Raw genomic sequence first — 23,541 nt, forward strand, 5'->3', positions numbered from 1 at the left:
TGGCCCGGCAGTCAGGGATGGTGGAAATGGCGGTGCGGGCCGCGCGCCGGCTGGGCACACTGGTTCGGTGATCATCGACCACTGGCCCCTGCGGGGGCTGCGCGTGACCTCGCCCCGCCTGGAACTGCGCCTGCCGGCCGAGGACGAACTCGCCGAGGTGGCCGACGTCGCCGCCCGCGGCGTCCACCTCCCCCAGGACCGTCCGTTCCTGACGCCGTGGGGCGAGCTGCCGCCCGCCGAACGGGCCCGGCACGTGGTGCAGTCGCACTGGGTGCGGATGGGCCGCTGGAGCGCGCAGGACTGGGCGCTGGACCTGGTCGCCTTCCACGAGGGGCGCCCGGTGGGCATCCAGGACATGCGCGCCAAGGAGTTCGGGGTGCGGCGCGAGATCGTCTCGGGTTCCTGGCTCGGCCTGGAGTACCAGGGCAAGGGCCTGGGCACCGAGATGCGCGCCGCGATGCTCCATCTGGCCTTCGCGGAGCTGGGGACGCAGTCGGCGACCTCGCTCTCCTTCGCCGACAACCACTCCTCGCTGGCCGTCTCGCGCAGGCTCGGCTACCGCAGCGACGGCATCGACCGCGGCGTCCTGGACGGGCGGGTGGTCGTCTCCGAGCGGCTGCGCCTGAGTCCCGAGGCCTGGGCCGAGCACGCCCGCACCCCGGTCACCGTCACCGGCCTGAGTGACGGCTGCCGCGCCCTGTTCGGCATCGGCGGCTGACCGGGGCCCCGCGCGGGCGGAACGTCGGCCGAGCGCACCCGGCGCCCCGGGAGCGGACGGTCCTGGCGCAGCCGGTGCACCGGAAGTCGGCCCGGCCGACTTCCGGTGCACGTCGGCCGCCGCCTCAGGCGTGCAGGGCGGCGGGCAGGTCGGCCAGGGTGTGCAGGACGTGGATGCCGTCGTCGGCCGGGGTGCGGGAGGCGGTGCGGTCGAGCCAGAAGGGGTGCAGGCCGGCGGCGCGGGCGCCGAGGGCGTCGAGGTCGTACTTGTCGCCGACGTAGGCGACCTGGTGCGGGGGCAGGCCGAGGCGGGCGCAGCCGGCCCGGAAGATGCCGGGGGGCGGGTTTGGCCTCGCCGTGCTCGTCGGAGCAGACGAGGGCGGTGTCGGGGAAGCGGCGCAGCAGGCCGAGTCGGTGCAGGCGGGCGAGGATGCCGGCGCGTTCCGAGCCGGTGTAGTCGAAGAGGGTGTCGTCGACGTCGAAGAGCACGCCTTTGACTGCTCCCCCGCCTGAAGGGCGGGGGATTTCTGACTCGTGCTGCGTGGTTGCCCTACGGGCGGCCACGTCCTACGCACTCGACGCCAGCCGGGTTCAGACCTGCCCGGATGAGCATGACGCGGGCGGAATTCTTGTCCCTGGGGGACGCGGTTCCGCATCGTGTGCATGTATAGGTGCGCTCTCCCAGCGGCAGTGCGTGCTTGGCTCTCGCTCCGCAGTGCGCGCAGTCCATCGTGGTGTGCGCGGGGTGGATGAGGTGAAGGGAGCGGCCGTGCTTGTCGCTCATCTCCACGAGGGCCCGTTTGGTCGCGCCGATGGCGGCGTCCGCTGCCTTGCGGGCCATGGTGGTACGGCTGAGGAACTTCGGCCTGAAGTCCTCGACGGCTATCGCGTCATGATCGCGGACAACGGCCTTGGCCCACTTACGGGCGGTGTCCTGGCGTTGCCGGGCGACCTTCTTGTGCAGCTTGGCGGCCTGCCGCCGGGCCTTGCGGTAGCCCTTGGTCCGGGCCTTGCCCCGGGGCCGGCCGCGGCGGGCCATCTGCCGCTGGTAGTGCGCCAGCTTCTGCGCGGCACTCTTCCCGTACTGGGGGTGGGGCAGGTCGCGGTCGTCGCAGGTCGTGGTGGCGATCTCCTTGACGCCCCAGTCGATGCCGATCACCCGGCCGGTCTCCGGCAGGATCTCCATCCGCGCGGGCACGACGAATGAGACGTACCAGTGCCCGAGCGTGTCCTGGTAGACCCGTGCACTGCTCGGCGGGGCCGGCAGCTCGCGGGACCAGACAACGACCAGGTCCATCCCGCCCGCCAGGTGCAGACGCCCGTCCCTGAGACGGAAACCGCGCCGGGTGTAATTCAGGGACGGCCGGGCCTCGTGCTTCTTCTTCGGCTTCGGCATCCCGGCCCGCCGCATGACCGGCAGCTTCGCTTTGATGTCCTTCTGCGCTTTCACTCTCGACGTGGCGAAGTCCCGGATCGTCTGTTGCTGCGGAACGCTCGCGCCTTCCCGCAGCCACACCATGGAAGCGCGGGCCTCGGTCAGCATCCGGTCCAGCTCCGCCGGACCACAGGTCACCTTCGCGGCACCGTCCGCCCGGGTGTGGTTGCGGATGTGGCGCTGCTTGGACTTGGCGACGCACTCGTTCCACAACCACCGGCACCGGCCCCACTCCGCCTCCAAAGCGGCACGGGCCGTAGAACACACACGAAGACGATAGGTGTACCGGGCATGGCCCAGGTCCCCTGCCGTCATCCGCGGTGTCGCCTCCATCACGACCCGCAGCATAAAGGGCCGCTCTGGCGACTGGTCAAATCAGACAATTCCGACCGGAATTCGGACCTTGGATGGCGTAAGCCGATCCACCCAGAGGGCGAATCGACCACCTCTGACCCGCTACCCGGGAAAGCGGATTCCTCCCCGCCTGAAGGCGGGGGCATCCTCCGGTTACTTGGTGATCGGCACGGTCCGTCCTTTCGCCCCTGTGTCCGCCCGGGTCCGCCTGTCGCCGGTCCGTGCAGACCCTATGCGGTCGCCGGTGCCCCGCTCCACCGCGCGGGCGGTGGGGCGGCCGGGAGAGGGTGTGGGTGCGGCGGGGTTCAGGCGTCGAAGCGGATCTCGGGCCAGCGGGGCGTGGGGGCGTCGAGCAGGGGGGTGGGGATGGCGCGCAGGTGGAGGTTGAAGTAGGCGGTGAGGTAGGCGCGTTGGGCGGCGACGGCGCGGTGGGGGTCGCCGGTGCCGAGGAAGTGTTCCAGCTGGTCGGCGGGCCAGGCGAAGACGCTCTGGCCCTGGGGGACGAGCAGTTGGAGGTCGCAGTAGGACAGGTGTCCTGAGCGGGTGAGGGTCAGGCGGCGGCGCCAGCCGGTCAGGTGCGGCCACAGGGTGTCCCACATGGCGTCGCGGGCGGGGCTGTCCCAGGCGGAGGCCATCAGCAGCAGGGGGCGGGCCTGGTCGGCGGTGGCGCTGGTGCCGAACAGGGGGCCGTCCAGGACGGCGCCGGCGCGGATGCGGGGGTCGTCGTGCAGGGTCTGGGCGGTGGTGGCGCCGCCCATGGAGTGGCCGAACATGCCGACGGCGTCGAGGTCGAGGGTGGTGTGGAGGGCGGCGGGCAGCGGGCCGCTTTCGAGGCGGTCGAGCAGGCAGCGGGCGTCGGCGGCGCGGTAGGCGACGATCTCGGCGTCGGTCATCGCCTGGACGCGGGTCTTGTCGCGCACTTCGAGGCGGTGGCCGGGGAATTCGACCTCGCCGGCGTCGTAGGTGTGGTCGACGGCGGCGACGACGTGGCCGTGGGAGGCGAGTTCCTCGGCGAGGGCGGTGTTGAAGGCGCTGTCGGCGCCGGAGCCGTGGGAGTTGAGGACGACGGGGTGGCGGCGGGTGCGGTCGGCGGGCGCGTTGGGGCGGGCGTGGGTGGTGGGCCAGGTGAGGCGGGCGTCGGGGACGGCGAAGTAGGCGGCCTGGAGGTGGGCGGTCTCGGCGGGGCTCATCCACGGTGCGTGGGGGCCGCGGGTGCCGGGGGCGGCCGGGTACCAGAGGCGGGCGCGCAGTTCGCGCGGGCGCGGTGCGGGGGCCCAGGCGTCGGTGCGGGCGGGGTCGGTCGGGTACAGCAGGGCGGTGCCGACGGGGTGGGGGCCGGTGGGCGCGGGCAGGCTCAGGCGGGGCTCGCCCTCGGTGCCGGCCGGCGTGGCGGCGGCGCGGGTGCCGGCGCGTGCGGGCCCGGCGCCGGCGGCGGCGGTGGCGGCACCGAGGGCGAGCGCCCCGAGGACGCCGCGGCGGGTGAGCGGAGGGCCGGGCTGAGGTGTGGTCATGCGTGGCTCCTGCGGCAGGTCGGCGGCGGTGTGCGTCCACCGTGCCGACCGGGCCCGCCCGGGCGCGTCCGCCCGTGGCAGGAGCCGCCCGCGGCGCCTTGCGACCGCGGGCCTACGCCTGCGGCGGCAGGCCGGTGCACCCCCCTAGGGGCCAGCCGGCTTTGGGGAGGCGGGAGTTGCCGAGGCCGTCAGGAGCGCGTCGAGCAGGCCGGGGAAGCGGGTGTCGAGGTCGGTGCGGCGCAGGCTGACGAAGCGGTTTCGGCCGGCGACGCGGGTGGTGGTGACGCCGGCCTCGCGCAGCACCCGCATGTGGTGGGAGACGGTCGACTTGTGGAGGTGGTCCAGGCCCAGGCCGCGCGGGTCGCAGGAGTGCTCGCCGCCGTCGGCGTAGCTGAGCAGCAGGGTCATGCGTACGGGGTCGCCGAGGGCGTGCAGGACGGTGACGAGGTCGATGTCGGCGGTGGCGGGCTGGGGAAGCCGTTCGTCGTCGCTCATGGCGCACGCTCCTCGGGGCCGCGGGCGGGGAATGAATGGTTTGACAATCATCCACCAATCCCCGAGTGTTTGGCGAGCGTCAAACTGTTGCATGCCTGTCCAACAGTCTTCCTGTCCGATCGTCCACCCTTGCGCCCCGGGGGGCTCTCCCGTGCCCGTACGTCTGCTCCTGCTCGCCCTCGGCACCTTCGCCATGGGCACCGACTCGATGGTCGTCGCCGGCGTCCTCGGCCCGATCTCCGCCGACCTGGGGGTGTCGGTGCCGGCCGCCGGCCAGCTGGTCACCGTCTTCGCGCTCGGCTACGCGCTGCTGGCCCCGGTGCTGGCCACGCTCACCGCCCGCTGGCCGCGCCGGCGTCTGCTGCTGACCGCGCTCGCGGTGTTCAGCGCGGCCAACGCGCTCAGCGCGCTCGCCCCCACCTACGGGCTGCTGCTGGCCACCCGCGTCCTGGCCGCGGCCGGCGCCGCCCTCTACACCCCGACCGCCAACGCGGTGGCCACCACCCTGGTCGCCCCCGAGCGGCGCGGCCGGGCGCTGGCGACGGTGCTGGGCGGGATGACGGTGGCCACCGCACTCGGCGTGCCGCTGGGCACCTGGGTGGGGCGCACCGACTGGCGGATGACGATGTGGCTGGTCACCGCCCTGGGCCTGGCGGCCCTGGCGGGCCTGGCGCTGCTGCTGCGCGGCCTGCCCGCCCCCACCGCCGCCCCCACCCTCAAGGCGCGTCTGGCGCCGCTGGCACAGCGCCGGGTGCTGGGCGCCGCGGCCACCACGCTGGTGTTCTTCCTCGCCTTCCAGAGCGTCTACATCTACCTGGCCACCGCCGTCTCGGGCGCCACCGGCGGCGACGCCGACCGGCTGAGCGTGGTCCTGCTGACCTGCGGCGTGATGTCGGTGGCCGGCAGCTGGCTGGGCGGGCGCCTGGTGGACCGCCTCGGGGTGCGGCGGGTGCTGCTGGCCGGCTCGGCGGTGGCCGCCGGCGCGTTCGCCGCGCTGCCGTGGCTGGGGCGCAGCATGCCGGGGGCGCTGGGGTACGCGATGGTGGTGCCTCTGGCGGGGTGGGCGGTGTCGGTGGCGTTGCCGCACCGGCTGGCGTCGATCGATCCGGGCAGCGCGCCGCTGCTGATCTCGCTGAACAGCAGTGCGCTGTACCTGGGGACGGCGGCGGGGGGTGTGTCGGGGTCGGCGGCGATCGCGGTGCTGGGCGGGCGGTGGTTCCCGTTCGCGGCGGCGGTGCTGGCGCTGGTGGCGTGCGCGGTGGCGGCGGCGACCACGCGCGACGAGCGGGCGGTCCGGGCCCGGGTGCCGGAGCCCGTCCGCGTCTGAGGAAGCGGCCGTGCCCCGCCCCGGCCGTGCCCCGCTGCGGCCGGGGGCCGGAGCGGGGCGCGGGCGTCGGAGCGGGGCGCGGGTGTCGGGTTCAGCCCCGCAGGACCTCGCCGACCAGGGCGCGGGCCTCGTCCTGGACCCGGGCGAGGTGCTCGTCGCCGTGGAAGGACTCGGCGTAGATCTTGTAGACGTCCTCGGTGCCCGAGGGGCGGGCGGCGAACCAGGCGTTCTCGGTGCAGACCTTGATGCCGCCGATCCGGGCGCCGTTGCCGGGGGCCTCGGCGAGGACGGCGGTGATCTCCTCCCCGGCGATCTTGCCGGCGCCGACCCGTTCCGGGGACAGCCGGGCCAGGCGGGCCTTCTGCTCGCGGTCGGCGGGGGCGTCCACGCGGGCGTAGGAGGGGGCGCCGTGGCGCTCGGTCAGTTCGCGGTAGTGGGCGCTGGGGGTGGCGCCGGTGACGGCGGTGATCTCGGCGGCCAGCAGGGCGAGCAGGATGCCGTCCTTGTCGGTGGTCCACACCCCGCCGTCGCGGCGCAGGAAGGAGGCGCCGGCGCTCTCCTCGCCGCCGAAGCCGATCGAGCCCTCCAGCAGGCCGTCGACGAACCACTTGAAGCCGACCGGGACCTCCACCAGGGTGCGGCCGAGGTCGGCGGCGACGCGGTCGAGCATCGAGGAGGAGACCAGGGTCTTGCCGACGCCCGCGTCGCCGGGCCAGTCGGCGCGGTGGCGGTAGAGGTAGTCGACGGCGACCGCCAGGTAGTGGTTGGGGTTCATCAGGCCGCCGTCGGGGGTGACGATGCCGTGCCGGTCGGCGTCCGCGTCGTTGCCGGTGGCGATGGCGTACTCGTCCTTGTGGCCGATGAGGGAGGCCATCGCGGCCGGGGAGGAGCAGTCCATGCGGATCTTCCCGTCCCAGTCCAGCGTCATGAACCGCCAGGTCGGGTCGGTCACCGGGTTGACGACGGTCACCTCCAGGCGGTGGGTCTCGGCGATGCGCTCCCAGTAGGCCACCGACGCGCCGCCCAGCGGGTCGGCGCCGATGCGCAGGCGCGCCTCGCGCACCGTGTCCAGGTCCAGGACGGAGGGCAGGTCCTCGACGTAGGCGGTGAGGTAGTCGTGGCGTCCGGTGGTGGCGGCGGCCAGTGCCCGCGTGTAGGGGACCTTCTTGACGCCGCGCATGCCCTCGCGGATCAGCTCGTTGGCGCGGTCCTGGATCCAGCCGGTGGCCTGCGAGCCGGCCGGGCCGCCGCTGGGCGGGTTGTACTTGAAGCCGCCGTCGCGCGGCGGGTTGTGCGAGGGGGTGATCACGATGCCGTCCGCGAGCGCGCGGGGGCTGCGCCGGTTGTGGGCGAGGATCGCGTGCGAGACCGCCGGGGTGGGGGTGTAGCCGTCGGCGGCGTCGATCAGCACCTGCACGCCGTTGGCGGCCAGCACCTCCAGGGCGGTGGCCTTGGCCGGCTCGGACAGGGCGTGGGTGTCGGCGCCCAGGAACACCGGGCCCGCGACGCCCTGTTCGGCCCGGTACTCGCAGATCGCCTGCGTGGTCGCGGCGATGTGGTCCTCGTTGAACGCCGCGTCCAGCGACGAGCCCCGGTGCCCCGAGGTCCCGAACGCCACCCGCTGCCCGGGCTCCTGCGGGTCCGGGTTCAGCGCGTAGTACGCCGTCACCAGCCGCGCCACGTCCACCAGGTCACCGGGCTGCGCCGGCTGCCCGGCCCGTGCGTGTGCCATCCGTCTTCTCCCGCCGAAAGTCGGTAACTCGCGATACGTCCTCGCTCCGCGCTCACCGATCGTAGCCAGAACGCGACCGTGCCTCGAACCGCGCGGGCGGTCCGGGGTACCACGGACGGGCGGGCGGGAGGGGGGCCTCAGGCGGGCAGCTGCTGGCGGTGGGCGGCCAGCACCTCGGCGGTGGTGGTGGCGAGGAACTCCGTCACCCGGTACTCGGTCAGCCCGGCGCGCACGAACGGGTCGGTGGCCACCAGTGCCTCGATCAGGGCACGGTCCTCGCCGGCCGCGAGGATCACCCCGCCGTCGCGCGGCACCTTGCGCCCCGAGGCGAGGAAGGTGCCCGCCGCGTAGTGCGCGTCCAGCCACTCGACGTGCTGCGGCAGCACGGCGTCGATCGACTCCAGGTCGGCGGTGTACGTCAGCTCCAGTACGAACATGCCGCCAGGCTAGACCCCGGGCCCCGGCGGGCCGCGGCGCCCCCCGCAGCTCCCGGCCCGGGAGGGTGCCGACCCCGATCCTGCCGGCTCGGGCAAGGGTTGCGGTAGGACGCAGCACACCGTTCCAATCAAGTGATCAGGAGTGAGTCTTGGACCCAGGTCTGATCACTGCGTGCATCCCGAACGGTGGTGGATGCCCGACTGGTCGCCCGCGTTCTCGCTGTCCCTGCTCGGCTGCGTGCATCGTGTGCACGATCCGTGACGGGGCGGCGGGTCTCCTCACGCCCCCGGATACCCGATGGGGCCTGGACGGTCCGATGCCTACGACGATCACTCCGGTCGTCGTGGGGCGGTGCAGTCCGTCGCCGGATCGGGTGTCCGAGGGCGCGTCGCCCGATCGCGATGCTCGCAACATCGTGCCGGGTGGTCTTGCGGCTGGGTGTCGCGAGCGGCTTCTGCCAGTGCTGCGCGCCCCATTGGGAGGTGTAGGCCGGGTCCACGGCGACGATGACCATGCCCTGCCCGGCGGCCATGGACACGAGCCTGGCACGGAGCCTGCTGGTGGGGATGCCGGAGACGAGCTGCCGGAAGTGCTTGCGGCGCCCGTGTTTCTCGCGCGTGGTCTCGGCGGTGAAGTCCAGGTCCTCCAGGCCGATCGCTCTCACACCGCAGCGCTTCGCCCAGTGCAGCAATTGGCTGATGGCGTGGCGGATCTGGGCGTCGCGGTGGCTTGCGGTGCCGGTCAGGTCGTAGCGGAAGCGGCGAGGGTCGCCGACCGGGTTACCGTGGGCGTCGAGACGCCAGCACGCGAAGTGGTCGGCGTTGGTGTCCACACCGATCATCCCGGCCGCGCGGGCCACCTCCAGCGGCATCGTCCGCACCAGGGGCCGGGTCCAGGACGCGTCCAGATACCACCGCCCCCGCTGCACGTCCAAGTGGATCCAGTACGCCACCGCCCGGTTGGCAACGATCCGGTCCGCCCACTCGGCACCCCGGTGCGCGAACGCCACCTTCACGGAAAGGACGTACCTGCCGCTCCCTGCGTTGGCGTGCCCGGCAAGCGGGGCGGGCAGCTTGATCGACACCTCGCCCTGCGGGGTGACACGGATCGTCTCGTTCCCGAACCGCTTCCCGGACTCACCGTCAGCGGACAGGAACCAGCGGGACACCTCCCAACGCTTGCGCCAGTCGGCTTCGGCGAGACCGGCGGCGGCCAGATTGCGCCGGGTGTTCAGCAGCTTCCCGCCACCGCGCACCACATGCACGACACCGGCCTCACGATCGGCCGCGACCTGCGCACGCCTCTCCTCCAGCGCCGCGAGTCGGCGGGACTTGACGAACCACTCGTGCCTGGAGCGGTAGCCACCGGGCCCACGCCTGGTGCCCTTCTCCCCGACCGGCAACGACAGGCGGTGGCGCAGCATCCGGATGCCTGCGTCCAGCGAGTCCAGGTGCGCGGCCTGCCCGCGACGCGACAGCGCCCACTGGTCGTGCGTGGCCTTCGTGACCGAACCGGCCCAGCGCGACGAGGACTCCACGGTCAGGTCACGCTTGCGCGCGGCCCACCTCTCGTTGCCGTGCTCCAGGCCGTCCGCACAGCGCGCCTTCAGGTCGCGGGACGCCAGAGCCCCCATATGCTCGCCGACCAACCGCAGCACCCGCTCATCCTCAGCAGTGAGGCCCTTGAGACGATCACGGACCGTCACGCCCGACGGGCCAAGGGAAACGAACGGCGCGTCGATCCGCCGCAGCCCCTTCATAGGCCCAGCCACGCCACCCACCCCCTCACAGTCAGTACCACCACCCTCACACACGGCACTGACACTCGTCCCAGTCATCCGACAAACCGCGATCGAAAACACGCCCGTGGACACTTGTATGCACCAAAACGGCCCCAATCGCTAGCAGTTCATAACCCTTCTTCCGCCTTGCTACACCGACCTGCGCCCGCAGACTCGTGGGCATCCCGTTCCGCGCCACCTCCCTGCTCAGGACAGCCGCCACGCGCGGCGTGCTGCCCGCAGGCGGGAGGAGTGGCATGAACGGTGAAGGGAGACAAGGGGCATGCACGAGGACCTGGTGCTGAGGGCACGGGTGCGGCTGCTGATGAACGACCGGCAGTGCAGGGCAGTAGGTGATCACCCGATGGTTGCGGTACAACAATCCCTATTTGACGACTGATCGGAGAAAACCTGATATGAGCAGGTCAGGACTGTCGCGCCGCACCCTCCTCGCCGCCGCCGGCGCCGGCGCCGTCACCGCCGTCACCGGCTGGAACACCGCCACCGCCGCCTGGGCCACCGAGGCCGACACCGCCGCCGGCGCCGACATCGCCCCACTGCCCGCCCTGGACGGCACGGTGACCCTCCAGGGCGAGGGCCTGGAACGCTTCTCCACCGACTTCGGACACCTCGTCACCGCCACACCCCGCGCGGTGCTGCGCCCCGGCTCGGTGCGCGACGTGCAGCAGCTGGTGGCCTTCGCCCGCCGCCACCGCATCCCGGTGGCCGTCAACGGCCAGAGCGGCGACCTCGCCCAGCTCGGCGAGGCCGGCCTGGAGTCGCACTCCAGCTACGGCCAGGCCAACCCCCGCGGCGGCATCGCCATCGACGCCCGCGGCCTGTCCAAGGTCCTCTCGGTGCGCCCCGGGCGCGCCGTCGTCGAGGCCGGGGCCACCTGGGCGCAGGTCACCGAGGCGGGCCTGGCGGCGGGCTGGGTGCCGCCGGTGCTCACCGACTACCTCCACCTGACGGTGGGCGGCACGCTGAGCGTCGGCGGCATCGGCGGCGGCGTCCAGCGTCACGGCATGCAGGTCGACAACGTCCTGGAACTGGACGTGGTGACCGGCACCGGCGAGCTGGTGACCGCCTCCCCCGCCCGCAACCGGGAGCTGTTCGAGGCGGTGCTGGCCGGCGGCGGCCAGGTCGGCGTCATCGTGCGCGTCACCCTCGCCCTGGTCCGGGTGCGCGAGCGCGCCCACGTCTTCTCGCTCCACTACGACGACCTGGACGCCTACCTCGCCGACCAGCAGAAGGTCATGGCCGAACGCCGCTTCGACCTCCAGGTCGGCGACGTGGTGCGCAGCGAGGACGGCACGCGCTGGCGCTACAAGGCGGAGCTGGTGGCGTTCGCGGACGCCGGGCAGGCGGTGGACCGGGCGGCGCTGCTGGCGGGGCTGGGCCCGGTGCAGACGGAGGTGGTGGAGCAGAGCTGGCGGGAGTACGCGTTCCGGGTGGACGGCTTCGCCGGGTACCTGCGCGCGGCCGGGTTCTGGGCGCTGCCCAAGCCGTGGCTGAGCGTGTTCCTGCCGGCGTCCGCGGCGCGGGCGTTCATGGCGCGGGCCGCCGAGGTGCTGACGGCCGCCGACCTGGGGGCGGGGCTGCTGCTGTTCTACCCGTACGAGCGCTCGAAGGTGAAGGCGCCGCTGGCGGTGCTGCCCGAGCAGGAGGTGGGCTGGCACTTCGACCTGCTGGCCTTCCCGGGGCCGGGGGCGGACACCGCGGCGATGCTGGAGCGCAACCGGCGCCTGTACGACCTGGCGGTGGAGCTGGGCGGCAAGCGGTACCTGATCGGGGCGGTGCCGGGGATGACGCAGGCGGACTGGCGGCGCCACTACGGGGGGCTGTGGGAGCGGGTGGTGCAGGCCAAGCGCCGTTTCGACCCGGCGGGCATCCTGACGCCGGGGCAGGGCATCCACGTGTCCTGACCTGACCGTCTCTTCCAGGGCCGCCCGTGCCCGCGGGTGGGTGCGGGCGGCCCGGTGGGCGGGTCAGGTGATCTCCATCTGGGCCATCATGCCCATTGCGGAGTGGTCCAGCAGGTGGCAGTGGTAGGGGTAGCGGCCGCGGTAGGAGTCGAAGGCGGCCTGGAGGCGCACGCTCTCGCCGGGCATCAGGCGCACGGTGTCCTTCAGGCCGGCTTCCTGGGGGCCGGGGGCCGCTCCGTTGCGCTCGAGGACGCGGAACTGCACCAGGTGCAGGTGGAAGTTGTGCGGGATGTCGGTGTTGGCGTTGACCACCGTCCAGATCTCCGAGGTGCCGAAGGCGACGGAGGCGTCCACCCGGGCCGGGTCGTACTGCCGGCCGTCGATCAGGCCGCGCGGGGCCGCGCCCGCCGTGCCCTCCTCGACCTTCAGCACGATGGTGCGCTCGCGGGCCACCGGGCCCAGCGGGGGCAGGGTGCGCAGCCGGTCGGGGACGGCGGAGGGGTCGGGGGCGGGGCGGCCGACGTCGAAGCGCAGGACCTGGCCGATGTGTTCGGCGGGGCCGGGCGGCATGGAGTTGGTGAGCACGACGCTGGTGCCGGGGCGGTAGCGGGAGAAGTCGATGACGACGTCGGCGCGCTCGCCGGGCGAGAGGTCGATGGTGTCGGTGGTGTGGGGGCGTTCCAGCAGGCCGCCGTCGGAGCCGATCTGGGTGATCGGGCCGCCGTCGGCCAGGCGCAGGGAGAAGAAGCGCAGGTTGGAGGAGTTGAGCAGGCGGATGCGGTAGCGGCGGGCGGCGACGTCGACCTTGGGCCAGGGGCGGCCGTTGGCGAGGATGGTGGCGCGGCCGGCGGCGTCGTCCATCCGGTAGACGAGGTTGCCCGAGGTGTCGAAGCGGGCGTCGCGCAGTGCGATGGGCAGGTCGTAGCGGCCGGAGGGCAGCGGCAGGGCGGCCTCGGTGGCGTCGGTGAGCAGGTAGGTGCCGGCCAGGCCCCGGTAGACGTGCTCGGACTCCAGGTGGTGGGCGTGGTCGTGGAACCACAGGCTCGCGTGGGGCTGGTCGTTGGGGTAGGTGTAGGTGCGGGTGGCGCCGGCGCCCAGCAGGTTCATCGGGCCGCCGTCGCTGTCCACGGGGACGGCGGAGCCGTGCAGGTGGACGGAGACGGGGTCGTCCAGCAGGTTGGTCTGGCGCACGATCACCGGCCGTCCGGAGCGGGCGCGGATGACGGGGCCGGGGAAGGCGCCGTTGTAGGTGAGGACCTCGGTGCGGTGCCCGGGCAGGATCCGCGCGAAGGAGCGCAGCATGGTCACCGCGTAGGTGTCGGCTCCGTTGTCGGTGGCGACGGGGCTGAGCACCGGGGGCAGCGGCAGGGCGGTGGTGAACTTCTCCACGAGCGAGGGGCCGGCGTCCGGGCCCGGGTCGGGGGCGGCGGCGCCCGCCGGGTGGGCGTGTCCCGCGTCCTGCCCGGCGGCGGCGTCGGCGGTGGTGGAGGCGGCGGAGGCGGCCGGGCGCAGCGTGGTGCGCACGAGCAGGACTCCTCCCCCGGTCGCCAGGGCGGCGCCGATCATCCTGCGTCTGGTCACCATCGCGTCGTTCCTCCCGCGTGAGCTCCCCCGGCCTCGCCCGGACGGGGGTGTGGGGCGGCCTTGTCCGGGGGTGATTGCAGCAGCGCCGGCTCACGCCCCGGTGGGGTTCGGCTTGGGCCGTGCGGGAGGTGTCCGGGGCGGGTTCGGGGCAAGGCGGTGGGGCCGGCGGGCGGGGTGGTGGGTGAGCTGCGGGTGTTGCGGGCGCCTTGCGCGCGGTGGCCACCGTGGCTGCGGACGCGGTCGAGGAACGCTCAAGACTCGGCACGCGGTGAACGCTCGTACTCGCCAGGGGCCCGGCGTGCTGCTCACCTGCGCGCCGGTCCCCCTTGTTGTCGAAGGACTGAGGGGAAGGGCCGGAGCGTGGACCTGCGGTACTGGCTGCCGAGGGCGGCCGAGGTGGCCGAGCGGTGGGGCGAGCGGTTCGGGCCGCTGGAGCCGCATCCCTCGCACCTGGTGGACGACGCGGACTTCGCCGCCGCGTTCGAGCGTTTCGCCGAGCGCCTGGAGCACAACTACCCGTTCTTCCACCCGCGTTACGCGGGGCAGATGGTCAAGCCCCCGCACCCGGCGGCGCTGGTGGGCTACCTGACGGCGATGCGTTTCAACCCCAACAACCACGCCTACGAGGGCGGGCCGGCCACCAACGACATGGAACGCGAGTGCGTCGCGCAGCTGGCCGCCATGTTCCGCCTGCCCGCGCACGTGGGCCACCTGACCAGCAGCGGCACCATCGCCAACCTGGAGGCGCTGTACGTGGCGCGCCAGAGCCACCCCGGCCTCGGCGTCGCCTACAGCAGCCAGGCCCACTACACCCACAGCCGGATGTGCCACGTCCTGGGCGTCAGCGGCCACGCGGTGGCGGCGGACGCCGAGGGCCGGATGGACGCCGGCGCGCTGGAGGAGCTGCTGCGCACCGGGCGGGTGGGCACGGTGGTGGTCACCTGCGGTACCACCGGGCTCGGCGCGGTGGATCCGGTGCACGAGATCCTGCCGCTGGCGCGCCGTTACGGGGCGCGGGTGCACGTGGACGCCGCCTACGGCGGGTTCTTCGCGCTGCTGGCCGCCGACGACGCGCTGGCGGCCTCGCTGGGGGTGGACACCGCGCCGTGGCGGGCGATCGCCGGCTGCGACTCGGTGACCGTCGACCCGCACAAGCACGGCCTGCAGCCGTACGGCTGCGGGGCGGTGCTGTTCGCCGATCCCGGCATCGGGCGCCACTTCGCCCACGACTCCCCGTACACCTACTTCACCGACGCCGAGCTGCACCTGGGCGAGATCAGCCTGGAGTGCTCGCGCGCCGGGGCCTCGGCCGCCGCCCTGTGGCTGACCCTGCAGCTGCTGCCGCTCACCGCGCAGGGCCTGGGCGCGGGGCTGGCCGCGAGCCGGCGCGCCGCCCTGGCCTGGGCCGCCCTGATCGAGGACAGCGCGGAGCTGACGCTGTACCAGGAGCCGCAGCTGGACATCGTCACCTACTTCCCCACCGTCGCCGGTGTGCCCGCGCTGTCCGCCGTCGACGCCGCCGGCGAGCGGGTCCTGCGCCGGGGCATGGCCGACGAGCACGACCCGGTGTACCTGAGCGTGCTGCGCGTGGACGCCGCCGACTTCACCCGCCGCCACCCGGGCGTGCGGGCGGACGCGGGCGGGGCGCGGGTGCTGCGCAGCGTGCTGATCAAGCCCGAGGCGCAGGGGTGGGTGGCGCCGCTGCACGCGCGCGTCGCCGCCCTGGCCGCCTCGGCCACGCGCCTTCCTGCCGATGTGCCGGCCGGCCCGCCGGATGTTCCCGCCGGCCGGCCGGATGTGCCGGTCGGCCGGCCGGGTGTTCCCGCCGGCCCGTCTTCCCCTTCGTCCGCCCCCTCGTTCGAGGAGAGTGCCCGTTGACCACCGCCACCGCCCTGCCCGCCGCCGCGGGCACCGCCTTACAGCCCGCCGTACGGCCCGCCGTGCGCCCGGCCCGCCCGGGCGAGGAGAGTGCCCTCGCCGCCGTGCTCGCCGGCGCCTTCGCCGACGACGCGCTGATGCTCTGGGCCTTCCCCGACCCCGAGCACCGCGCGCGCGTCCTGCCCGCCTTCTTCCGCGTCCACGTCGAACAGTGCCTGGCCCACCGGGGCGTGCTGGTCGCCCACCGGGCCACGGCCACCGCCGACAGCGGCCCGGCCCGCGACGGCGGGCAGCCGCTGGGGGCACTGCTGTTCCTTCCGCCCGGCCGGTGGGAGAACCCGGGCCTTCACGACGGCGCCGCCACCGACGCCCTCGCCCAGGCCGTCGAGGCCCCCGGACACCTCCAGGCGGCCCACCGCCTGGAGTCCATCACCCGCCTGCAGACCCTGCGCCACCCGCGCCACCGCTCCCACCACTACCTCGCCTTCGTCGGCGTGCGCCCCGACGCCCGCCGCACCCGCGCCGGCGAGGCCCTGCTGCACGCCTTCCTCACCGAGGTCGACACCGCCGGCCAGGCCGCCTACGCCGAGACCAGCTCCCCGGCCGGTGCCCGCCTCCTGGCCGGCGGCGGCTTCACCCGCTTCGGCGAGGCCATCGCCCTGCCCGGCGGCGGACCCCGCCTGGCCCCGGTCTGGCGGGGGCCCCGGTGACCGCCCCCACCGCCACCGCCGGTGCGCTGCGCCTGTACAGCGCCGCAACCATCGACGCCGGCCACGCCGCCGACCGCCCCGAAGCCGTGGAGACCCTCGCCTGGGCCCGCGCCTTCCTCACCGCCTCCCACCCCGACCTCGGCCGCAGCGGCCCGGTCTGCCCCTACACCCAGCCCTCGCTGCGCCGCGGCCTGTTCCACATCGCCGTCGCCGACGGCTCCCCCGGGCGGGACCTTCCCGCCCTGGTGGCCGAACTGCGCGCCCGCTACGACGAGTTGCTCGCCGGCCTTCAGGAGGAGCCGGAGCGCGAGCTGCTCACCGTGCTGCTGGTGCTGCCCGAACTGGACCGCGAGGACTCCACCGTGCTGGACGAGCTCCAGCGCAAGGCCAAGGACGAGTTCGTCGAACAGGGCCTGATGATCGGCCAGTTCCACCCGGTCTGCGAGGAACCCGGCCTGTGGAACCACTCCTTCAGGCCGCTGCGCTCCCCCGTCCCGCTGCTCGCGGTGCGCAAGCTCCTGGTCTTCGACCTGCCCTTCCTCGCCGGCGACGAGACCCACCTGGACCACTACCTGGCCCGTTTCGCCCCCGAGGTGCCCGCCCGCATCCGCGCCCAGCTGGTCACCAGCGTCCGCGCCCGCCGGCAGGGCGCCGCCGCCTGACCCTCCTCCCCCAGCGCGCGCGGAGCCGGCCGGCGCCCGGCTCCGCGCGCGCCCCTCGGCAGGCAAGGGCCCCGGGCCTGGCGACCCGTCCCCGGCGATCAGCCCGCCCGGGTCGGGTGCATGTCATGCCCACACAGGGGTTCATATGCCATATTTCAGACATGATCCCGACGAAAGGCATGTCATGAAGTTCGCAGTCATCGGCGGCACCGGGCTGATCGGGTCGCAGGTCGTCAGAAATCTGAACGCCGCCGGGCACGAGGCGGTACCGCACTCGCAGTCCACCGGGGTCGACGTCATCAGTGGCCGGGGACTGGACGAGGCGCTGGCGGGGGCCGACGTCGTCGTCAACCTGACGAACTCCCCGACGTTCGACGAAGCCTCCCTCGCCTTCTTCCAGACCTCGATGGACAACCTTCTGGCCGCGGCCCGCAGGAGTGGCGTCGGCCACTTCGTCATCCTCTCGATCGTCGGTGCGGACCAGGTGCCGGAGCTGGACTACTACCGTGCCAAGGTGCTCCAGGAGGACATCCTCGCGGCCGGGCCGATCCCCTACTCGATCGTCCGGGCGACGCAGTTCATGGACTTCATCGACGCCGTCCTGTCCTGGACCGCCGACAGCGAAACCGTCCGGTTGCCCGCCACGCCGATCCAGCCGATCGCCTCCAAGGACGTGGCCGACGCGGTGGCACAGGTCGCGGCGGGCGCCCCGCTGGGCGGCACTCGCAACATCGCGGGCCCCGAGATCTTCCCCCTGGACGAGCTGGGCCGGATCACCCTGTCCCGCAAGGGCGACAGCCGTACCGTCGTCACCGACCCCACCGCCGGCATGTTCGCCGTCGTCAAGGGGGACGTCCTCACCGACACGGACGCCCACCTCGCCCCCACCCGCTACGCGGACTGGCTCTCCTGACCTGCTCGCACCCCCTCGGGCACGCGAACCGCCGGGAGCGCCACGGGGTGCCACGCGGCGGCGGCCCCTGGTTCCGGGCGTTCGAAGGCCTGCCCGGCGAAGAGCCGGTACCCCACGGCGCAGGCCCCGGGCTCCGGGCGGGGCTGTGGCCGGCTCCGCGCAGCGGTCCGGCTCCCCGTCAGGTGGCCGGCCGGGCGGCGGACAGGTGCAGTTTGAAGGGCGACCCGCCGGCGCCGGGCGTCCAGCCCTTGGAGCGCGCGAAGCGGATGCCCGCGGCGACCTCCCGCGGCAGGACCAGGTGCGCCGGCACCGCGTCCGGGTTGCGGAGGGCCGGCCGGCCGGTGTCCACGACGAGCGTCGTTCCGGGGTGTGCCGCGTCCTCCACGGCGTAGCCCAGGGTGGTGCCCTCGTAGTCGCAGCACCAGTGCCGGCTGCTCACGCGCCAGCGGTACGCCACGCCGTCGACGACGATGCGCCGCGAGCCCTTCCTGGCCAGTGCCACGGTGGTGCCCTTTCGGTCGTCGGGACGTGTCCGGATGCCCGTGGGCAGTCTCCTCGGACGGCGCCCGCATGTCACCGCGTTTTCCGGTGTGGTGGCTAACGCGCCAGGCGCCCGAGCAGGGCGGAGGAGGCGCCGATGCCGAGGAGGGTGGCGAAGGCGAGGACGGCGAAGTCCAGGGGCAGGTGGGAGGGGGTGCCGATGAGCAGGCCGCGCAGCGCGTCGACCTGGTAGCTGAGCGGGTTGGCCTTGCTGACGGCCTGGAGCCAGCCGGGCATCAGGTCGACCGGGTAGAGGGCGTTGGAGGCGAAGAACAGCGGCATGGTGATGGCCTGGCCGACGCCCATGAGGCGGTCGCGGGTGAGCACGATGCCGGCGATGGCCATCGACAGGCAGGAGAAGAACGCCGAGCCGAGCAGCACGACGGCCACGACGCCGAGCAGCCGCAGCGGGTTCCACGTCATGGCGACGCCGAGCACGGCGGCGATCAGCACCACCACCGCGGCTTGCAGCACGGCCTTCACCCCGGCGGCGAAGGCCTTGCCGGTGACCAGGGCGGCCCGCGGGGTCGGGGTGACCAGCAGTTTGGTGAGGACCCCGGAATCCCGCTCCCAGATGATCATGATGCCGTAGAAGATCGCGATGAACATCGCGGACTGGGCGATGATGCCCGGCGCCAGGAAGTCCAGGTACGGGATGCCGCCGGTGGGAATGGCCTTGAGACGGGTGAAGGTCTCGCCGAAGATCAGCAGCCACAGCGCCGGCTGGACGGCCCGGGTGTACAGCTCGGTGCGGTCGTGGCGCAGCTTCTGGAGTTCGACGGTGCACATCGCGCCGATGCGGGCGGGCACCAGGCGCCAGCCGGTGCGGGCGCGCGGGGGCACCAGCAGCAGGGAGAAGTCGGGGCCGGGCCCTGGGGGTTCAGCCGACGCGGCCTGCGGTGCGGCGGGTTCGGCGGACATCGCTGAAGTCTCCTTCGGTGGCGTCGGCCAGCTGGCGGCCGGCGAAGTGGCGGAAGACGTCGTCGAGGCTGGGGTCCTCCCGGGCCGGGTCGGCGTGGCGGACCCGGTCCTTGAGTTCGGCGGGGGTGCCGAGCGCGCGGATGCGGCCGCGGTCCATGAGGGCGATGCGGTCGCAGTGGCGGTCGGCCTCGTCCATGTAGTGGGTGGTGACCAGGACGGTCATGCCGGTGGCGGCCCGTACGGCGTCCACGCGTTCCCACACGCCGGTGCGGGCGATCGGGTCCAGGCCGATGGTGGGTTCGTCGAGGACGAGCAGGCGCGGGGCGCTGACCAGGGCCTGGGCGAGTTCGAGGCGGCGCACCATGCCGCCGGAGTAGGTGGCGGCCATCCGTTCGGCGGCCTCGGTGAGGTCGACGGCGGCGAGGGCCTGGGTGACGCGTTCGGCGCGTTCGCGGCGCGGGACGTCGAAGACGCGGGCGAACAGGGCGACGTTCTCGCGTCCGGTCAGGGCGGCGTCGGCGGACAGCTGCTGGGGGACGTAGCCGAGCAGGCGGCGCACCTGCATGGGGTGGCGGGTGGCGTCGTGGCCGAAGACGCGGACCATGCCGGCGCCGACGGGCAGCAGGGTGGTGATCGCGCGGATGGTGGTGGTCTTGCCGGCGCCGTTGGGGCCGAGCAGGCCGAACACCTCGCCGGTGCGCACGGTCAGGTCGATGCCGTCGACGGCCCGGGTGGTCTTGCCGCGGCCGTGGCGGAAGACGTACTCCAGGCCCTGGCACACCACCGCGTCCTCGGCGTTCATCGCTTCTCCTCCCCGGGCAGGGTGCGCAGGCCTTCGGCGACCTGCCGCAGCGCGGGCAGGGCGGCGGCCAGGGCGGCGCGCTCGGCCTGCGGCAGGCCGGCGACGATGTCCTCCATCAGCGCGCGGCGGCGCCGGCGCCAGGCCTCGATCCGCTCCACGGCCTCGGGGGTGGCGTGCAGGAGGGCGGCCCGGCGGTCGGCGGGGTCGCTCTCGCGGCGCAGCAGGTGGAGGGCGACGAGCTGGTTGACCAGGGTGGACACGGAGTTGCCGGCCAGGCACAGCTCCTCGGCGGCTTCCGAGACGCGCAGTCCGGGGGTGTCCATCACCAGGTGCAGCAGTTCGACCTGGGCGCCGCGCAGCCGGGGTTCGTCCATCGTCTGCCGCAGGCGGCGGCGGACCAGGCGCTGGATGCCGACGAGGAGGGTGGAGAACTCGTCCGCCGGCACGACGTCGAGCGTCTGGGGCGCTGTCGCGGTCATACCCTCATTTTAGCTCTCAGTGAGAGCTATCCGTCGAGAGTTCTCACGCTGCCCTCTGTCCGTGGAGGAGGGCGGGCAGGGAGTCACAGGGCGATCGGCCGGTACCGGAGGGCCTCGTCGACGATCTGCTCGGCCGCAGCGTCGCGCAGGTCGGCCGGGGGGCGGAAGATCAGGTCGGCGACCCGGGGATGAGCCGCGTTGGCTTCGAGGAGCCGCAGGTAGTAGCCGCTCTCCGGGCCGCCGGCGAGGACCCGGCGGACGATCTCGACGAGTTCGCCCGTGGTGATGCCCGCGATCCGGGGCGCAGCCGGGCGGGCGGCCTCCAGCGCGAAGTCGGCGAGGCTCCGGCCGCCGTCGTGTTCGGCGAAGTCGAGAGCCGTGTAGTGGTGGCCCGTTCTCGCGTTGAAGGCCGCGATCTCCTCTGCCGCGTTCGCGGCGCCGCCGAGCAGCAGGTCGGCGATCCGCAGGATCTCGCGGCAGAGCTCGTCCAGCCTGTGCGGGCTCACCGGCGGGGGTGTCAGTTCCACTCTCAGGTCCACGCCCGGATGATGCCACCGCCTGCGGACACCCCGTCAGGGGATCCATCGTGCGGTCACCCGGTCGGCGACCGGGAAGACGGTCCCGCAGTCGGGGCAGGCCGCGTGCCCGAACAGGTAGGTCACCGCGCGGGCCACGGGCTCGTGCCCGTCCGCGAGGGCCCTGGCGTGCAGGCGCCTGGCCAGGCCGTCCAGGGCGTCCGGCCGGGCCGGACGCGGGGGCGACGTGGCGGCGTCCTGCGGTTCCATGTCGTCGCCGCTCGCGCAGTAGCAGCCGTGTTCGCCGAACACGACGGACACGTTGACGCCGCAGTAGGGGCAGTCGACCTCGTACTCACCGGTGTGCAGGCCTTCCAGGCAGCGGTCCCAGACTTCGGCCCCCTCGAAGGAGAGCAGGCACTGCAGCAGGTCGACGTAGTCCTGCTCCTCCTGCGTCGTGCGCAGGGCCTCGTCCGTGAGGCGGTGGAGCACGGCGAGCGGGGCCGCGAAGACCTCCAGCGGCCCGCCGGGCTGCGCGTGCCCGGGAGCGCAGGCGGCGATCGCCCCGGCCGCCAGCAGCACCCGGCGCAGGTGGTCCGGGGCGCAGGTGGTCGCGGTCTCGGCCAGGCGCGGCAGCGCGGCGTAGCTCGCCGGGTAGGCGGTGTCCAGGTGCGGGCACAGGTGGTCCATCAGTTCGGACCAGACGCCGCCGGGATCGGCCTCGAACCGGTCCAGCAGCGCGGGGACGTGCTCCGCGGAACCGCACGCGTCGTCGAGCGCCGGCCAGTGCGTCATGCCCTCATCCAACCAGGCCCCGGAGCGGGCCGTGCGCGGCCCCCGGGCCGGGCCGGTTCAAAGGGGGGGCGGCGGGGTGGGGGCGGATCCGCGGGCTGTGCCGGCGGGTTGTTCGTCAGCCTCTCGGTCGGGTGACGTCGCCCGTCGGGAGGGGCCGCCGCCGCGGGTGCGGGCGGCGGCCCCGGGGGGGCCGTCAGGAGCGGGCGGGCTCGGCCGTGCGGGCGGCGCTGACGGCGTGCAGGGCGCGTTCGACGGTTTCCCGGTTCTCGCCGACCGGGGCCACGTAGTCGAGGACGGCGCGGGCGGCGTCTTCTCCGAGGGTGCGGGTGATCACCCAGGTGGCGAGGTACTGGGAGGCCAGGCAGCCGCCCGCGGTGGCGATGTTGCCCTCGGCGTGGAACGGCGCGTCGAGCACGGTGACGCCGCGGGCTTCGACGAAGGGGCGGCTCGTCAGGTCCGTGCAGGCCGGCATGGTGCCCAGCAGGCCGAGGTGTGCCAGCACCAGCGCGCCGGAGCACTGGGAGCCGATCAGCTGGCGCGTGGGGTCGAGCGGCAGCTGGGCGAGCAGCCGGCCGTCGGCGACCACGTCGCGGGTCCTCACGCCGCTGCCGATCAGCACGACGTCGGCCTCGGTCACGAACTCGATCGGGCGCTGCCCGGTGACCTCGACGCCGTTCATCGACGTGACCTGCGGTGTCGGCGTGGTGATGAAGGCTTCCAGGCCGTCCTTGCGGCAGCGGTTGATCAGCGCGGAGGCGATGAAGCTGTCCAGTTCGTTGAATCCGTCGAAAGTGACCACGGCTACCTGTGCCATCACTGCTCCCTCATGCGGTGTCGGATGTCCGGTGTGCCCAGTGTGCCGCGCGCGCCTGAGGTCGGCGGGTGCGGGTGGCGATCCGGGGTGCGCTCGGCGGCCCCGGGGGGCCCGGCCGGGAGCGGCGGTGGTCCGGGTCGTCCCGTCGGGTTCCCTCGCCGGCAGGGCGGGTCTCCCGGTGGCGCAGCCCTGCCGGGCAGGCGGTGCGCGGCCGTCCGGCAGGGCGCGGTCAGAGTCCGCCGCCGCAGCCCCCTCCGCAGCCGCCGCCGCAGCCCGCGCCACCGCCGTGGGAGGCGGCGCGCTCGGCGATCGCGGCACGGATGCGGGCGGCAGAGCGCTCCTGGGACCCGGCCCAGCAGACCCGCAGGTCGTGCTCGGCGGGCAGGGCCGGCAGCCCGCCGAGCGCCACGGCCGCCGGCCCGTGCTGCCACCGCTCGTCCGTCCTCGCGGCGGCGAGCACCCGGGCGCCGAGTCCGGTGGCGGAGCGCGTGGGCGGCCACGACGTGTGGTCGATCCACAGGGCTGCCGCGAACAGCGGCGGGAAGGCCGCCAGCGGGACGATCCAGTTCTCGTGCCGCACGAGTGTCCACACCAGGGCGGCCAGGCCCGCCGCGGCCACCAGGACGAGTACCGCCGGCATCCGCTCGCTGACCTCCCGCGCGCGCTTGACCAGTTCCTCGTCGTCGGCCAGGCCCTGCGCCGCGAGCCGCTTGCGCAGCGCCTTCGTCTCCGGGGAGCGGTCCACTTCCCGGATCAGTTCCCCGATGTCCCCGGTGCGCGTGGGCCCCAGCCATCGCACGGCCACCGCCTCGAAGCCGTCCCCGGCGCCTGGTCCGTCCCCGGCCCCGGCCCCGTCCCCGGCCGCGGCCGCGGCTTCGGTCACCGTGACGTCACCCGAGCGGGAGGCGATCAGCCGGCCGCCCTCGTACATCTCCACGAGTGTCAGGTCCGCCAGGACTTTGGCCAGGCCGGCGAGTTCGATCCGGTCGAGGTCGAACTCCCGTCCTGCCGCGAGCCGTTCGGCCCGGTGCAGCTCGCGCAGCGCAGAGCGGCAGCGCCGAGCGGCCGCGGCCACTCCCGCGCCCGTCCCCAGCAGGAGTACCAGGACCACCCACATGACGCCCCCTCCCCCGGCAGGTCAGCCCAGTGTGGTGATGCCGGGGTCGCCCGGCAAGTCCCAAGTCCACTGGCCGCAAAGGGATTTACTGTTCGTT

23 protein-coding genes are annotated in these 23,541 nt (G+C 73.9%); 7 read left to right on the plus strand and 16 right to left on the minus strand.

The features are described from left to right. Positions 1–67 precede the first annotated feature (67 nt). Complete coding sequence (locus tag AB0O11_RS21065) at positions 68–718, plus strand: GNAT family N-acetyltransferase (protein WP_363388978.1); 651 nt, start codon at positions 68–70, stop codon at positions 716–718. 124 nt (positions 719–842) lie between these two features. On the opposite strand, the gene AB0O11_RS21070 is transcribed toward AB0O11_RS21065, so the two are convergent. The 4 genes from AB0O11_RS21070 to AB0O11_RS21085 form a co-directional block, all read right to left on the minus strand. Beyond that, positions 843–1,382 (minus strand): HAD hydrolase-like protein, encoded by a 540-nt coding sequence (locus AB0O11_RS21070; RefSeq protein WP_363388981.1) that lies wholly within the window; start codon positions 1,380–1,382, stop codon positions 843–845. Next, positions 1,268–2,467: a transposase gene (locus tag AB0O11_RS21075; RefSeq protein ID WP_363389131.1), complete on the minus strand. Its 1,200-nt coding sequence runs from the start codon at positions 2,465–2,467 to the stop codon at positions 1,268–1,270. The genes AB0O11_RS21070 and AB0O11_RS21075 overlap by 115 nt, the downstream gene beginning before the upstream one ends. A gap of 344 nt (positions 2,468–2,811) precedes the next feature. Continuing rightward, on the minus strand, positions 2,812–4,017 hold the full coding sequence (locus tag AB0O11_RS21080) for a hypothetical protein (protein ID WP_363388984.1): 1,206 nt from the start codon (positions 4,015–4,017) through the stop codon (positions 2,812–2,814). Between the two features lie 144 nt (positions 4,018–4,161). Further along, positions 4,162–4,512: a helix-turn-helix transcriptional regulator gene (locus tag AB0O11_RS21085; protein WP_363388987.1), complete on the minus strand. Its 351-nt coding sequence runs from the start codon at positions 4,510–4,512 to the stop codon at positions 4,162–4,164. 151 nt (positions 4,513–4,663) lie between these two features. Between AB0O11_RS21085 and AB0O11_RS21090 the strand changes: the two genes are divergently transcribed. Further along, entirely contained in the window at positions 4,664–5,839 is a 1,176-nt protein-coding gene (locus tag AB0O11_RS21090; RefSeq protein WP_363388990.1) for an MFS transporter, read from the plus strand. Positions 5,840–5,930: 91 nt separating this feature from the next. Here the strand turns inward: AB0O11_RS21090 and pgm are convergent, their stop codons facing one another. From pgm to AB0O11_RS21105, 3 genes are all read right to left on the minus strand, one after another. Continuing rightward, the gene (pgm, locus tag AB0O11_RS21095) at positions 5,931–7,571 is read right to left on the minus strand and encodes a phosphoglucomutase (alpha-D-glucose-1,6-bisphosphate-dependent) (RefSeq protein WP_363388993.1); all 1,641 of its coding nucleotides are present in this window, start codon (positions 7,569–7,571) and stop codon (positions 5,931–5,933) included. Between the two features lie 137 nt (positions 7,572–7,708). Continuing rightward, positions 7,709–8,008, minus strand: a complete 300-nt coding sequence (locus AB0O11_RS21100) for a YciI family protein (protein ID WP_363388996.1) — start codon at positions 8,006–8,008, stop codon at positions 7,709–7,711. Positions 8,009–8,136: 128 nt separating this feature from the next. Beyond that, positions 8,137–9,768: an IS200/IS605 family accessory protein TnpB-related protein gene (locus AB0O11_RS21105; protein ID WP_363388998.1), complete on the minus strand. Its 1,632-nt coding sequence runs from the start codon at positions 9,766–9,768 to the stop codon at positions 8,137–8,139. Positions 9,769–10,205: 437 nt separating this feature from the next. On the opposite strand from AB0O11_RS21105, the gene AB0O11_RS21110 reads away from it, so the two are divergent. After that, positions 10,206–11,714, plus strand: coding sequence for an FAD-binding protein (locus AB0O11_RS21110; RefSeq protein WP_363389001.1), 1,509 nt, complete (start codon positions 10,206–10,208; stop codon positions 11,712–11,714). A gap of 63 nt (positions 11,715–11,777) precedes the next feature. Here AB0O11_RS21110 and AB0O11_RS21115 read toward each other — a convergent pair whose 3' ends face one another. Next, positions 11,778–13,298 (minus strand): multicopper oxidase domain-containing protein, encoded by a 1,521-nt coding sequence (locus tag AB0O11_RS21115; RefSeq protein ID WP_363389004.1) that lies wholly within the window; start codon positions 13,296–13,298, stop codon positions 11,778–11,780. 360 nt (positions 13,299–13,658) lie between these two features. On the opposite strand from AB0O11_RS21115, the gene AB0O11_RS21120 reads away from it, so the two are divergent. The 4 genes from AB0O11_RS21120 (at position 13,659) to AB0O11_RS21135 (ending at position 17,461) form a co-directional block, all read left to right on the plus strand. Continuing rightward, the gene (locus AB0O11_RS21120; RefSeq protein WP_363389006.1) at positions 13,659–15,176 is read left to right on the plus strand and encodes an aminotransferase class I/II-fold pyridoxal phosphate-dependent enzyme; all 1,518 of its coding nucleotides are present in this window, start codon (positions 13,659–13,661) and stop codon (positions 15,174–15,176) included. Next, positions 15,173–15,886: a hypothetical protein gene (locus tag AB0O11_RS21125; protein ID WP_363389009.1), complete on the plus strand. Its 714-nt coding sequence runs from the start codon at positions 15,173–15,175 to the stop codon at positions 15,884–15,886. Before AB0O11_RS21120 ends, AB0O11_RS21125 begins: the two co-directional genes overlap by 4 nt. After that, positions 15,883–16,548 carry a DUF6875 domain-containing protein gene (locus tag AB0O11_RS21130; protein ID WP_363389012.1) on the plus strand — a complete coding sequence of 222 codons (666 nt, stop codon included), beginning with the start codon at positions 15,883–15,885 and terminating at the stop codon, positions 16,546–16,548. Before AB0O11_RS21125 ends, AB0O11_RS21130 begins: the two co-directional genes overlap by 4 nt. 184 nt (positions 16,549–16,732) lie before the next feature. Next, entirely contained in the window at positions 16,733–17,461 is a 729-nt protein-coding gene (locus AB0O11_RS21135; RefSeq protein ID WP_363389014.1) for an NAD(P)H-binding protein, read from the plus strand. Between the two features lie 178 nt (positions 17,462–17,639). On the opposite strand, the gene AB0O11_RS21140 is transcribed toward AB0O11_RS21135, so the two are convergent. The 8 genes from AB0O11_RS21140 to AB0O11_RS21175 form a co-directional block, all read right to left on the minus strand. Then, complete coding sequence (locus AB0O11_RS21140) at positions 17,640–17,963, minus strand: hypothetical protein (protein WP_363389017.1); 324 nt, start codon at positions 17,961–17,963, stop codon at positions 17,640–17,642. A gap of 95 nt (positions 17,964–18,058) precedes the next feature. Beyond that, complete coding sequence (locus AB0O11_RS21145) at positions 18,059–18,922, minus strand: ABC transporter permease (protein ID WP_363389020.1); 864 nt, start codon at positions 18,920–18,922, stop codon at positions 18,059–18,061. After that, positions 18,882–19,724: an ATP-binding cassette domain-containing protein gene (locus tag AB0O11_RS21150; protein WP_363389023.1), complete on the minus strand. Its 843-nt coding sequence runs from the start codon at positions 19,722–19,724 to the stop codon at positions 18,882–18,884. Before AB0O11_RS21150 ends, AB0O11_RS21145 begins: the two co-directional genes overlap by 41 nt. After that, complete coding sequence (locus AB0O11_RS21155) at positions 19,721–20,203, minus strand: MarR family transcriptional regulator (protein ID WP_363389026.1); 483 nt, start codon at positions 20,201–20,203, stop codon at positions 19,721–19,723. Before AB0O11_RS21155 ends, AB0O11_RS21150 begins: the two co-directional genes overlap by 4 nt. A gap of 83 nt (positions 20,204–20,286) precedes the next feature. Then, positions 20,287–20,742, minus strand: coding sequence for a hypothetical protein (locus AB0O11_RS21160; protein ID WP_363389029.1), 456 nt, complete (start codon positions 20,740–20,742; stop codon positions 20,287–20,289). 33 nt (positions 20,743–20,775) lie between these two features. Then, complete coding sequence (locus AB0O11_RS21165; RefSeq protein WP_363389032.1) at positions 20,776–21,513, minus strand: hypothetical protein; 738 nt, start codon at positions 21,511–21,513, stop codon at positions 20,776–20,778. Positions 21,514–21,706: 193 nt separating this feature from the next. After that, positions 21,707–22,327, minus strand: coding sequence for an AraC family transcriptional regulator (locus tag AB0O11_RS21170; RefSeq protein ID WP_363389035.1), 621 nt, complete (start codon positions 22,325–22,327; stop codon positions 21,707–21,709). A 229-nt stretch (positions 22,328–22,556) separates the two neighbouring features. Further along, complete coding sequence (locus tag AB0O11_RS21175) at positions 22,557–23,444, minus strand: hypothetical protein (RefSeq protein WP_363389038.1); 888 nt, start codon at positions 23,442–23,444, stop codon at positions 22,557–22,559. Between the last annotated feature and the right edge of the window lie 97 nt (positions 23,445–23,541).

The sequence above is a fragment of the Kitasatospora sp. NPDC093102 genome, from assembly GCF_040683915.1.
Classification (GTDB): Bacteria; Actinomycetota; Actinomycetes; order Streptomycetales; family Streptomycetaceae; genus Kitasatospora.